Origin of the sequence: Tatumella saanichensis, assembly GCF_000439375.1 — a bacterium.
Taxonomy (GTDB): domain Bacteria; phylum Pseudomonadota; class Gammaproteobacteria; order Enterobacterales; family Enterobacteriaceae; genus Tatumella; species Tatumella saanichensis.
In genome coordinates, this window is sequence record NZ_ATMI01000041.1 from 148,097 (window position 1) to 161,124 (window position 13,028).

Consider the following 13,028-nt stretch of genomic DNA (forward strand, 5'->3'; position numbering starts at 1 on the left):
CCACCGGAGGCAACAGTATGAACAAAAGACGTTCGATACCCGGCATTCACCCTTATGACGGTCCTGCCGGTGGGTGGGGAGCGTTAAAAGCCACCGCGATTGCTGTCCGCAGCCAAATGGACATTGTGACAGGCCCTAAAACCTTACTGCGTACCAACCAGCCTGACGGCTTTGACTGTCCCGGTTGTGCCTGGCCGGATAAAAACCATCATTCCACCTTCCAGTTCTGTGAAAACGGCGCTAAAGCCGTAACCTGGGAAGCGACCAGTAAGCGGGTGACCACAGAGTTCTTGGCGGCCAACACCGTCACTGCATTACTGGAAAAATCCGACTATGAGCTGGAAGGGTATGGACGTCTTACCTGTCCGCTGGCGTACGATCCACAGACAGATACCCTGCAAGAGGTCAGTTGGGAACAGGCAATGACCACTATTGGTGATACTTTGCAGAAACTGGATCCGTCACAGGTGGAGTTCTATACCTCCGGTCGAACGTCAAACGAGGCGGCTTGGCTGTTCCAGCTATTTGCCCGTGAATACGGCACCAATAACTTCCCTGATTGTTCGAATATGTGCCACGAAGCCACCAGTGTCGGACTGCCACAGTCGATTGGCATTGGCAAGGGAACCGTCTCTCTGGACGATTTTGACCACGCCCAACTGGTGATCTCTATTGGCCATAATCCCGGTACCAACCATCCACGCATGATGGGGACGCTTCACGAGTTATCCCGAAAAAATGTCCCGATCATCGTGTTTAACCCGCTACGTGAAAGGGCGCTCGAGCGATTTGCTGACCCGCAAAATGCCGTAGAGATGGCGACCTACAGTTCCACTGAGATTGCGTCCAGCTATTATCAGGTCAGGGCTGGAGGCGATGCTGCAGCACTCAAAGGCATCGCAAAAGCATTACTGGAGCGGGAAGATAACGGTGAAACCTGTCTGGATCATGAGTTTATTGAAACCCACACCCTGGGGTTTGCCGCCTTTTGCGACGATATCGCAGCGACCCCTTGGCAGGAGATAGAAACAGAAAGTGGCCTCAGTCGTGGGAGTCTCGACGCGGTGGCCGAACTGTATATTAAATCAGAGGCTACTATTATCACCTATGGCATGGGGATTACTCAGCATAATAAAGGTACAGAGAATGTTCGCTTGATTGCTGACCTGCTACTGATGCGGGGAAATATCGGCAAGCTTGGCGCCGGGATCTGCCCGTTACGGGGGCATTCAAACGTTCAAGGCAACCGTACTGTCGGGATCACCGAAAAACCGTCAGCAGATTTTCTATCTCGATTGGAGAAAGAGTTTGGTTTCACTCCACCCGCCGAACATGGCCATGATGCAGTCAAAGCGATGGAAGCGATGGTCGCGGGTAGCGCCAAAGCGTTACTCTGCCTGGGCGGTAACTTTGCGGTTGCCATGCCGGACCCGCGGGCCGGTTATCCGGCCATGAAAGCGCTGGACCTGAGTGTGCATGTCGCCACCAAGCTGAACCGTAGTCATCTGCTGGTGGCCCGACAGACCATCATCTTACCTTGCCTTGGCAGAACCGAGCTCGATGTGCAGGCTTCGGGCCGTCAATCGGTCACGGTTGAAGACTCTATGTCGATGGTGCATGCCTCCTCAGGAAAATTGAAACCGGCATCACCGGAATTGCGCTCCGAACCTGCTATTGTCGCGGCAATGGCAAAAAGTACCCTGCCAAACACTCGTGTGGATTGGGATGCGCTGGTGGCGGATTATGATCGCATCCGTGATTTGATTGAAAAAACGGTACCGGGCTTTGATGATTACAATCAGCGGATCCGCCAACCGGGCGGTTTCCGTATGCCGCTACCTGCCACCGAGCGCCGCTGGTCAACGCCCTCAGGTAAGGCTGAGTTTTCGGTATTCCGGGGGGTTCATGAAGATCAACGCGGTGAAGGTGAGGGAGTGGTCCGTTTAATCACTCTGCGCAGCCATGATCAGTATAACACAACGATTTATGCGCTGGATGACCGTTATCGCGGCGTGTTTGGCCGCCGAGATATCCTGTTTATGCATGATGATGACCTGACACAACTGGGGCTTGAGCATGGCGATGTGGTCGATATCGAAACGGCATTACCAGGCAGCGATCGCCGTCTAGAGGGGATTACGGTAGTAGCCTACCCCATCGCCCGTGGTACGGTGGCGTCTTATTACCCTGAAGCCAATGTGCTGGTTCCGCTGGACTATAACGACCCTCAGAGCGGAACGCCTTCCTATAAATCGGTGCCGGTGAGAGTGGTATTACGATCCCATGAAGTTAGCGCCATAGGATCAGTGGCCTGATAATCACCCCTTATTCGTTCTACATGTCGCTAAAGGTTTATGCTCTGCATAAACCTTTTTCTTTGCTTGAACTTTTGAAGGTAATAAGCCCCTCGCTTACGCGTAGATGAAAATATGATAAGCCCGAATCTATCGCCTCCATTTCCGATGATGGCTAATAGGGATGCAGTCTTATGACTGATGAAGTGTTAAGCCTATCAATGCATAAGGCTTATCTGTCTTTACCGCGTCTGCATAAAACGCCACTGTTTTAGACTTTTGTGATCCCTATCGTCCGCTGCTTGCCAATATCGAGGGCAGATCACCGTATTGCTTTAGCCTAACCCTGAAAATACCCCGTTAAAAGGTAATGACCGTTAACACAGCGACAAACTTATCCGAGCTCTCTCGGTAGGTGACGTTCTAAGGAAAGGAAATCCGACGAATGGCAGCGATGGGTTTTTACCTGCGGGTGGGTGATGCGACGACCTGAGGGGGAAAGATACTGACCGGCGATGAAACCTTAAGCTGGTACGGGGTTGCGGGCGCACGGGAAGGTGATGCGGTGTCGTGCGGCCAGCATCCTGGGACGTATAGCATTCTCGGGGGGACTTCGGATACATGGAATGAGGGCAGAAGGCTGGCAGGAACGTTGGACAGTATCAGTTCCTGCCCATGTGCGGCTCGGTTTATACCGACCATCCCAGATTGCTATATCAAGGATGAACCGCCAGTAGAAAAAGTACGCTTGCAGGCTATTGCGCAACAAAAGATGGAGGAAAAACAGCAAGCACAAGAACGTGACCGCCAGCGGGTGTTCGCCAAATCTTGCCTACGAGGTGAGGGATGCAATGATGCCGGGGAACAGCAGGAGCCCCACACAAATTTTGCGGCCATGGCGTTTTATCAGGCCGTTCCCGCTTCCGAGAGCGATGTGCCCCAATTTGCGCAGGGCGCTAACAAAAAGAACCCTGTCGAGGCTATACCCAAGCCGAAAAAGCGAAGTGCCCTGTATAAGTGGCTGAACGGTGATCATGAAGAAATCGAATACCAGCAGGCGTTAGCCGCAGCCACCAGTGCTGCTAATGCACAGATGGCTGTTGAAGGTGCCAGCGTTCTTGGCTTGGTAGGCGGAAATGCCATTACGTCAGGAACCTGGGCAGTAAAACTGGGTGAGTTAGCCAGCGGAGCCGGTCGAATCGCCGCCAGCGGTCCCGGTGCGCCCCTCGCAGCAATAGTGATGGGCATGATGCCCGGCAAGCTGAATGACGGGGAACATGATTATTTAGACCGCCTGAGATTGGAGCAGATGCGTGAAGCCCCCACGCGGGTGCGTTATACCTGGGAGCAGGATGATAAAGGTAATCCGGTTCCCCATGGCTGGCATACGCCCCCCGGTAAAGATAGGGTGCGTGTACGCAAGATGGCGTGGGATAGCAGCCGAAAAGCGTATACGTTCACCACAGAGGAAGAGCCGTGCATCACCCTGATTTGGACGCCAGACAGTTCAGGTGTCAATGTTCCATCAAATACAGGCAACCAGCACCCGGTAAGAATACCTAACCCTGTCATTGTTGATCCGCTGCCGGAAGATACCCGTATTGAGGCGACGACCAGACCGGCTGCGGATGAGAAGATTTTTTCGGATTATATTCTGATCTTGCCAATATCGGATATTCCACCGATATATAGTTATATAAACGCGGATCATAAATACTACACTCCGCCGAAAGAAAATCCTCCACTACCTGCGTATCCTGATGCAAAAAAAGCGCAAGCTAAAACACCTGTTAAAGGAGGTGGGAAACTACGTAATCGGTGGAAGGATTCAATAGGAAAAATCTATGAGTGGGATTCTCAACATGGCAGGGTAGAAGTTTATGATCGTTCAGGTCGCAATCATTTAGGTGAATTTAATCATATCACTGGTGAGCAAACAAAACCCGCGGATCCAACAAGAAAGGTGGAAAAATGACGATAGCATATACTATTGATGTATATAGTAAAGTGGATGAGACGTTGCTTCTTGAAATTGAAATCCCGGAGAATAAACTGTCCGATGTAGCTGAAATTATGGGGTGGAGTGAAGAGGATAAAAAGGAATTTTTATTAGGGATTGGTGTTTATAATATTAATGAAAACCAAGCGATAAAATTAGAAAGCTTGCTATGTAAAAAATTCTATTCCTCTGATAACTCTCTACAGATTTCAGGCGGCAGTGTCTAATACATTACAAATATCTCTGAAGCAGTACGAAATACTTTGGGTGCTGCTTCATCTTTATCCCTTCGCATCAAGGGATTTATATAAATGACAATAAATATTGAGGCATTGATCCGTTGCTTAGGCCAAACGTATCACGAAATGGTTGATCAGAACATTATACCGTATAAAACTAAACCCTCTGGAGAATATGGAGATCCTGACCTTAATCTTGTTATGGTCAAAGAGGGAGTATTTCTTTCTTTCAAACGAGATGGAATGATCCTTCAGGAAATAACGTTACGAATTCAGCGGGATGGTATAAAAGGGTGGATTTTCCCTAATGATTTGCCTACACCACTCAAAGCAGAAATGTCACGACAGTGGATGCATGATACCTTCGGGGAACCAGATAAAGCAGCTCCTCCACGCAAGGTAGCAAACAAGTCCCTTGGATGGACTGAACGTTATGCCTTAGAGGATTTTCATATGCCTGTAGCAATGCAAGTCAGTTACGATCTTGACGAAATGATAAAAAAAATAACTTTTCTCCCAGCTTAAGCCCTTCGTTGGTAGCCGTTACTCTTCTTTCAAAATCCGCACAGTAAATCTTGTGTGCTGCTTTATTTATTTCCCCTTCAAATATCCAGCGAAAGTAACGCCAACTGTGGCGTACCCTTGCTCACAACCGTTTCTGGATTGAATTCAAGATCCCTTATGCATAGATAAAATCGTCTGAACTTAACCCTAAAAAACGACCTAATATAATACTCTCACGTCATTGATATGAAAATTTACTGTATCTACATTTATGGATGCTTAGCTATCCACGCACCTTCTTAAAAACGCCACTGTTTTAGACTTTTGTGATCTCTGCTGTCTTCTGCTTGCCAATATCGAGGGCAGATCACCGTATTGCTGTAGCCTAACCCTGAAAATACCCCGTTAAAAGGAAATGACCGCCAACACATCGACAAACTTATCCGAGCTCTCTTGGTAGGTTACGTCTTAGGATAAGGAAATCCGACAAATGGCAGAGATGGGGTTTTACCTGCGGGTGGGTGATGCGACGACCTGCGGGGGAAAGATACTGACCGGCGATGAAACCTTAAGCTGGTACGGGGTTGCGGGCGCACGGGAAGGTGATGCGGTGTCGTGCGGCCAGCATCCTGGGACGTATAGCATTCTCGGGGGGACCGCGGATACATGGGATGAGGGCAGAAGGCTAGCAGGAACGCTGGACAGTATCAGTTCCTGCCCATGTGGTGCTCGGTTTATACAGACCATCCCAGATGGCTATATCAAGGATGAACCGCCAGCAGAAAAAGCACGCTTGCAGGCTATTGCACAACAAAAAAGGGAGGAAAAGCAGCAAGCAGAAGAACGTGACCGCCAGCGGGTGTTCGCCAAATCTTGCCTACGAGGTGAGGGATGCAATGATGCTGGGGAACAGCAGGACCCCCACACAAATTTTGCGGCCATGGGGTTTTATCAGGCTGTTCCCGCTTCCGTGAGCGATGTGCCCCAATTTGCGCAGAGCGCTAACAAAAAGAACCCCGTCGACGCTATACCCAAGCCGAAAAAGCGAAGTGCCCTGTATAAATGGCTGAACGGTGATCATGAGGAATTCGAATATCAGCAGGCGTTAGCCGCAGCCACCAGTGCGGCTAATGCACAGATGGCTGTTGAAGGTGCCAGCGTTCTTGGCTTGGTAGGCGGAAATGCCATTACGTCAGGAACCTGGGCAGTAAAACTGGGTGAGTTAGCCAGCGGAGCCGGTCGAATCGCCGCCAGCGGTCCGGGAGCTCCCCTCGCTGCCATAGTGATGGGCATGATGCCTGGTAAGCTGAATGAGGGGGAGCAAGATTATTTAGACCGCCTGAGACTGGAACAGATGCGTGAAGCCCCCACGCGGGTGCGCTACACCTGGGAGCAGGATGATAAAGGTAATCCAGTTCCCCATGGCTGGCATACGCCCCCCGGTCAAGACAGGGTGCGTGTGCGCAAAATGGGTTGGGACAGCAGCCGAAAAGCCTATATGTTCACCACAGAGGAAGAGCCGTGCATCACCCTCATCTGGACGCCAGACAGTTCAGGTGTCAATGTTCCATCAAATACAGGCAACCAGAACCCGCTGAGGATACCCAATCCGGTTGTTGTTGATCCGCTGCCGGAAGACACCCGCATCGACGCGACGACGACACCGGCTGCGGATGAGAAGATTTTTTCGGATTATATTCTGATCTTGCCCCTATCGGATATTCCACCGATTTATATCTACTTGCGAAACGACCCTGGTCAGGTAACGGGTAAAGGCCAGAAGGTTAGTGGTATTTGGTTGTCGGATGCTAACACGGGGAATGGTTCTCCGGTTCCCAGTCAGATAGCAGATAAGTTACGAGGGCGAACCTTTGGAAACTTTGACCAATTCCGCAAGGTTTTTTGGTTAGAGGTTTCAAAAGATCTTGAGCTATCAAGGCAGTTTCGGGGGAGTAACAAAATTCATATACGCAATGGAAACTCCCCTTTCACACGAGAACAGGATCGTGCTGGAGGAAGAGAACGCTATGAAATCCATCATATTACTCCAATAAGTCAAGGTGGAGAGATTTATAATGTCGATAATATGGGCATAACTTCACCCAAGCGGCATATCGATATTCATTCAACGAGGCAGAGTAAATAATATGGGTGAAAAAAAAACATTATCTGATTATACAGAAAGCGAATTCTTAGATTTAGTTCGTAAAATTTATAATGCCGAAGGGCCAACAGAAGAGGACGATAATCGCCGAGTTAGGGAGTTTAGACGACTTACTGAACATCCGTCAGGTTCCGACCTTATCTTCTACCCAGAGAATGGGAAAGAGGATAGTCCAGAAGGCGTTGTTCTGGAAGTTAAAGAATGGCGTCAAGCGAAGGGTAAATCGGGCTTTAAGAGTTAGTCTCTGGTTGTATAAATGGGTATAAAACCGCGTCTTAGGGAGCGGCGTTCAATTATCTACCCACTATAGGTAGGTAACGTCTAAGGAAAGGAAATCCGACGATGGCAGCGATGGGATTCTACCTGCGGGTAGGTGATGCGACGACCTGCGGGGGAAAGATACTGACCGGCGATGAAACCTTAAGCTGGTACGGGGTTGCGGGCGCACGGGAAGGTGATGCGGTGTCGTGCGGCCAGCATCCTGGGACATATAGCATTCTCGGGGGGACTTCGGATACATGGGATGAGGGAAGAAGGCTGGCAGGAACACTGGACAGTATCAGTTCCTGCCCATGTGGTGCTCGGTTTATACCGACTATCCCAGATGGCTATATCAAGGATGAACCGCCAACAGACAAAGCACGCTTGCAGGCTATTGCGCAACAAAAGATGGAGGAAAAACAGCAAGCACAAGAACGTGACCGCCAGCGGGTGTTCGCCAAATCCTGCCTACGGGGTGAGGGATGCAATGATGCTGGGGAACAGCAGGAACCCCACACAAATTTTGCGGCCATGGGGTTTTATCAGGCCGTTCCCGCTTCGGAGAGCGATGTGCCCCAATTTGGGCAGGGTGCTAAGAAAAAGAACCCTGTCGAGGCAATACCGAAGCCGAAAAAGCGAAGTGCCCTGTATAAGTGGCTGAACGGTGATCATGAGGAATTCGAATATCAGCAGGCGTTAGCCGCAGCCACCAGTGCGGCTAATGCACAGATGGCTGTTGAAGGTGCCAGCGTTCTTGGCTTGGTAGGCGGAAATGCCATTACGTCAGGAACCTGGGCAGTAAAACTGGGTGAGTTAGCCAGCGGAGCCGGTCGAATCGCCGCCAGCGGTCCGGGAGCTCCCCTCGCTGCCATAGTGATGGGCATGATGCCTGGTAAGCTGAATGAGGGGGAGCAAGATTATTTAGACCGCCTGAGACTGGAACAGATGCGTGAAGCCCCCACGCGGGTGCGCTACACCTGGGAGCAGGATGAAAAGGGGCACTCTGTTCCCCATGGCTGGCATACTCCCCCCGGTAAAGATAGGATGCGTGTACGCAAGATGGCGTGGGATAGCAGCCGAAAAGCGTATACGTTCACTACCGAAGAAACGCCAGCTATCACCCTCATCTGGACGCCAGACAGTTCAGGTGTCAATGCCCCTTCAAATGCAGGCAACAAGAACCCGCTGAGGATACCTAATCCGGTTGTTGTTGATCCGCTGCCGGAAGATACCCGCATCGACGCGACGACGACACCGGCTGCGGACGAGAAGACCTTTGCAGATTATATTCTGATCTTGCCAATATCGGATATTCCACCGATTTATATTTATTTAAGTCAACGAAAAGGAATGCCATATAAAGGCTATTCGTATCATCCAGCTCCAGAAACAGACGAAATAACGGGTATTTCCGATCTTATTGAAGTTAAAGGCCGAACACCTAAACAAGGTGGGGGAGGAACACGAGAGCGCTGGATGGACAGGAAGAAAAGACGGGTTTATGAATGGGATTCGCAACATGGTGAACTGGAAGAATACCGGGTGAGTGATGGGGAACATCTTGGATCCTTGGATCATTTAACTGGCTCTAGATTAAATTCTGCCGTTAAAGGTAGGGATATTAAGCGTTATTTGTGAGGTTGATATGTCTTATAAAATACGATTGCAGTGGTTTAACCAAAAAACATCTCAGGGAGAAGGAAAAGAATTCTCAGATGTTTTAGATAGTAGTATTTATTTTTTGGATAAGATTGGTCTATCTGATGAGCCTCAAATCTATGATGGTGTCTATGATGTAGTCGTCGAATGGTTGCCGTATATACAACCGTATTTTCAGCATCAACTTAATTTGCAGAAATATGATTATCAGCTAGCTTTTCGATCTGATTAACCAATTTATTGCTCTATCAGTCATGGTAGAGCATATTATCAACTTTAAGCGGGCACTGTTAATTACAAAGTTGATGTGCTAAATATAAACCTGAAATATAAATTTCATTTATTTAGATTCGAGATTTTCCTATGGTTTCTCTGACGCCAGGAGGGGGGTGATTCTAGGCCAGCTTATTGAAGATTTTTTTGTAAATACCCCTTAAAAAATTAATTGTTATACTTTTACGCCATAAATATTGACGTTTTAAGCATCTACATCTGCAGATAGCTTAGTTATCCTCAACGTCCAGAAAACTGCCCCTCTTTTGACTTTTGTGATCTGTATCGTCTGCTGCTTGCCAATATCGAGGGCAGATCAGCGTATTATTTTAACCTAACCCTGAAAATACCCCGTTAAAAGGAAATGACCGCCAACACAGCGACAAACTTATCCGAGCTCTCTCGGTAGGTAACGTCTAAGGAAAGGAAATCCGACGATGGCAGCGATGGGATTCTACCTGCGGGTAGGTGATGCGACGACCTGCGGGGGAAAGATACTGACCGGCGATGAAACCTTAAGCTGGTATGGGGTTGCGGGCGCACGGGAAGGTGATGCGGTGTCGTGCGGCCAGCATCCTGGAATGTACAGCATTCTCGGGGGGACCGCGGATACATGGGATAAGGGCCGAAGGCTGGCAGGAACACTGGACAGTATCAGTTCCTGCCCATGTGGTGCTCGGTTTATACCGACCATCCCAGATGGCTATATCAAGGATGAACCGCCAACAGACAAAGCACGCTTGCAGGCTATTGCGCAACAAAAAAATAGAGGTAAAGCTGCAAGCAGAAGAACATGACCGCCAGCGGGTGTTCGCCAAATCTTGCCTACGAGGTGAGGGATGCAATGATGCTGGGGAACAGCAGGAACCCCACACAAATTTTGCGGCCATGGCGTTTTATCAGGCCGTTGCCGCTTCCGAGAGCGATGTACCCCAATTTGCGCAGAGCGCTAAGAAAAAGAACCCTGTCGAGGCTATACCCAAGCCGAAAAAGCGAAGTGCCCTGTATAAATGGCTGAACGGTGACCATGAAGAATTCGAATACCAGCAGGCGTTAGCCGCAGCGACTCGTGCGGCTAACGCCGATAAGGCCGTTGAGGGTGCCAGTGTTTTTGGATTGGTAGGCGGAAATGCCATTACGTCAGGAACCTGGGCAGTAAAACTGGGTGAGTTAGCCAGCGGAGCCGGTCGAATCGCCGCCAGCGGTCCGGGAGCTCCCCTCGCAGCCATAGTGATGGGCATGATGCCCGGCAAGTTGAATGAGGGGGAGCAAGATTATTTAGACCGCCTGAGACTGGAGCAGATGCGAGAAGCCCCCACGCGGGTGCGCTACACCTGGGAGCAGGATGATAAAGGTAATCCGGTTCCCCATGGCTGGCATACGCCCCCTGGTAAAGATAGGGTACGTGTACGCAAGATGGCGTGGGATAGCGGCCGTCAAGCCTATACGTTCACCACAGAGGAAGATCCGCGCATCACCCTCATCTGGGCGCCAGACAGTTCAGGTGTCAATGTTCCATCAAATACAGGCAACCAGACCCGCTGAGGATACCCAATCCGGTTGTTGTTGATCCGATGCCAGAAGACACCCGTATTGAGGCGACGACGACACCGGCTGCGGATGAGAAGACCTTTGCAGATTATATTCTTATTCTGCCACTGCCGTATATTCCGCCGATCTATATCTATCTACGTAATAATCCCGGACAAGTTACCGGTAAAGGCCAGAAGGTTGGCGGGATATGGTTGTCGGATGCTAACACGGGGAATGGTTCTCCGGTTCCCAGTCAGATAGCAGATAAGTTACGAGGACGGACTTTTGCAAACTTTGACCAGTTTCGTAGGGCATTTTGGTTAGAAGTCTCAAAAGAACCTGATTTATCGAGACAATTTAAACGGGGAAACTCCGGTAATATCAATGTAGGTAAAGCCCCAGCACCAAGTGAAAGTGAGCAGGTCGGAGGAAAGATAAAGTATGATATTCATCATATTAAACCAATAATTGAAGGTGGTGAGGTTTATAATGTTGATAATATGGGTATAGTGACTCCGAAACGTCATATAGATATTCATAGAGGCGGATAATATGAAACAAATCAGTGATTATACAGAGGAAGAGTTTTTGAATTTTGTTCGTAAGATATTTGATGTCGATAACACTACTGAAGCAGAAGATATCCAAAATATCCTTGAGTTTAAAAGATTGACTGAGCATCCTAATGGATCAGATCTCATTTACTATCCACGAGAAGATCGGGAAGATAGCCCCGAAGGTGTTGTTCAAGAAGTCAAAGAGTGGCGTCGAGCGAAGGGAAAGTCGGGATTTAAGAGTTAGTCTCTGGTTGTATAAATGAGTATGTCACCGTGTCTGAGGGTACGGTGATCAATTATCTACCCACTTAGGGTCTGTAGATTATAAAACAGGTGAGGAGTTGAAACCTGCAGTTAAATGCCAAAATATTAAAAGATACCTTTGAGGTGAAAGATGGGATTTAAATTAACATTAGAATGGTTTGATAAAAGAGATGAGATCTTGATCAGTAAAGAGACTTCTGCAGATTTAGGTCTGGATGGCTTCCCAATCAAAAAATTTAATTTACCATTTGATGGAAGAATATATGACGGTGGATTCGATGTATTAAGTTCGTGGAAGAACGATTTACAACCATTATTTTTACACCACATTGATTTCGATAAATATGACTACCAGTTAGTATTTAAACGAGACTAATAAAACAATATGCGCTTTCCATTTTAGCGCTTAGTCGTTGTTTAGTGGCAGCACATTGTTCCTTATGTGCTGATTCATTCCTTATTCCTCCTAACATCCAGGCAAAGACCCACCAACTATGGCGTTCCGTCACTTCACCATTACCATCAATCAAGTGATATAAAAGAACGACAGTTAACTATTGCTATATTTATCCGATTGAAAATTATTTATTGATCGAAAAACCAATTTCTTTAATCGATCAATTTGTTTTCTTTGATAGTCTAGATATAGCATTAGTTGTCTATCGATGGAGGTAAACGATATGACGAGCAATAAAAATAATTAAATTCTATTAATTGGTTAAACAGGCTGTTTGTGGGACGGGTATGATGAAGCGAGAAGTAAGATCTCTTATCCTTTGTTTGCTACCAACGCCAAGCTATTCACTTCAATAGAAAGGATGGCGATAAAATCTGACGGGCGTTTAGCGTAGGGGGCTAGCAGGAGAAGGTAATGGTAAGGACGGTATCAACGCCAAAAAGCAAAAACCCAGATATCCGAAGATATCTGGGTTCTTAAATATGGCTCCTCTGACTGGACTCGAACCAGTGACATACGGATTAACAGTCCGCCGTTCTACCGACTGAACTACAGAGGAATTGTCGTGAAGACGGGGCGAATATTAACGGTGGTGTCAGGGGATGTCAACCCTGAAAAACGTTTCTGGAACCAACTGGTTATCTTTAAAGCACTCGCGCTAAGTGCGGGCGGTTGTGGGCAGCAATTTCACTTTTACGGCTGAGAAACCCGCCAGTTAGTGGATAAATGTTAATTTGAAAATTAACAAATTAAACCAACAATTAACAATCTGTCATCTTGTACTATACTTAGTTTCAGTAAGCCATAGGATGGCAGGTCATCGC

At 48.3% G+C, this 13,028-nt stretch carries 12 protein-coding genes, 1 tRNA gene and 1 pseudogene; 13 read left to right on the plus strand and 1 reads right to left on the minus strand.

Features of this window, described 5'->3' with window-relative positions:
• The first annotated feature begins 17 nt into the window (after positions 1-17).
• From DW47_RS0112255 to DW47_RS0112315, 13 genes and pseudogenes are all read left to right on the plus strand, one after another.
• Positions 18-2,315, plus strand: coding sequence for an FdhF/YdeP family oxidoreductase (locus DW47_RS0112255; RefSeq protein ID WP_029686704.1), 2,298 nt, complete (start codon positions 18-20; stop codon positions 2,313-2,315).
• A 751-nt stretch (positions 2,316-3,066) separates the two neighbouring features.
• Entirely contained in the window at positions 3,067-4,269 is a 1,203-nt protein-coding gene (locus DW47_RS16465; RefSeq protein ID WP_152473171.1) for a colicin E3/pyocin S6 family cytotoxin, read from the plus strand.
• Positions 4,266-4,520: a DUF7683 domain-containing protein gene (locus tag DW47_RS0112265; protein WP_029686706.1), complete on the plus strand. Its 255-nt coding sequence runs from the start codon at positions 4,266-4,268 to the stop codon at positions 4,518-4,520. Before DW47_RS16465 ends, DW47_RS0112265 begins: the two co-directional genes overlap by 4 nt.
• An 84-nt stretch (positions 4,521-4,604) precedes the next feature.
• On the plus strand, positions 4,605-5,057 hold the full coding sequence (locus tag DW47_RS0112270; protein WP_029686707.1) for a DUF6392 family protein: 453 nt from the start codon (positions 4,605-4,607) through the stop codon (positions 5,055-5,057).
• A 469-nt stretch (positions 5,058-5,526) separates the two neighbouring features.
• Positions 5,527-7,182, plus strand: a complete 1,656-nt coding sequence (locus DW47_RS0112275) for an S-type pyocin domain-containing protein (protein ID WP_051150937.1) — start codon at positions 5,527-5,529, stop codon at positions 7,180-7,182.
• A 1-nt stretch (position 7,183) separates the two neighbouring features.
• Positions 7,184-7,441, plus strand: coding sequence for a bacteriocin immunity protein (locus DW47_RS0112280; RefSeq protein WP_029686709.1), 258 nt, complete (start codon positions 7,184-7,186; stop codon positions 7,439-7,441).
• A 101-nt stretch (positions 7,442-7,542) separates the two neighbouring features.
• A complete protein-coding gene (locus DW47_RS17725) occupies positions 7,543-9,099 on the plus strand; it encodes an S-type pyocin domain-containing protein (protein WP_051150938.1) in 1,557 nt (518 codons plus the stop codon).
• Between the two features lie 7 nt (positions 9,100-9,106).
• Positions 9,107-9,352, plus strand: a complete 246-nt coding sequence (locus DW47_RS0112290; protein WP_029686711.1) for a colicin E3-like toxin immunity protein — start codon at positions 9,107-9,109, stop codon at positions 9,350-9,352.
• 478 nt (positions 9,353-9,830) lie between these two features.
• The gene (locus tag DW47_RS0112295) at positions 9,831-10,190 is read left to right on the plus strand and encodes a PAAR domain-containing protein (protein ID WP_051150939.1); all 360 of its coding nucleotides are present in this window, start codon (positions 9,831-9,833) and stop codon (positions 10,188-10,190) included.
• A gap of 505 nt (positions 10,191-10,695) precedes the next feature.
• A pseudogene (locus DW47_RS17845) lies at positions 10,696-11,021 on the plus strand (S-type pyocin domain-containing protein); the annotation flags it as partial.
• 117 nt (positions 11,022-11,138) lie between these two features.
• On the plus strand, positions 11,139-11,477 hold the full coding sequence (locus DW47_RS17850) for an HNH endonuclease signature motif containing protein (protein WP_338155270.1): 339 nt from the start codon (positions 11,139-11,141) through the stop codon (positions 11,475-11,477).
• 1 nt (position 11,478) lies between these two features.
• A complete protein-coding gene (locus tag DW47_RS0112310; RefSeq protein WP_029686713.1) occupies positions 11,479-11,727 on the plus strand; it encodes a bacteriocin immunity protein in 249 nt (82 codons plus the stop codon).
• Positions 11,728-11,877: 150 nt separating this feature from the next.
• Complete coding sequence (locus DW47_RS0112315; protein WP_029686714.1) at positions 11,878-12,123, plus strand: colicin E3-like toxin immunity protein; 246 nt, start codon at positions 11,878-11,880, stop codon at positions 12,121-12,123.
• Between the two features lie 564 nt (positions 12,124-12,687).
• Here the strand turns inward: DW47_RS0112315 and DW47_RS0112320 are convergent.
• Positions 12,688-12,763, minus strand: a tRNA-Asn gene (locus DW47_RS0112320).
• Positions 12,764-13,028: the final 265 nt, after the last annotated feature.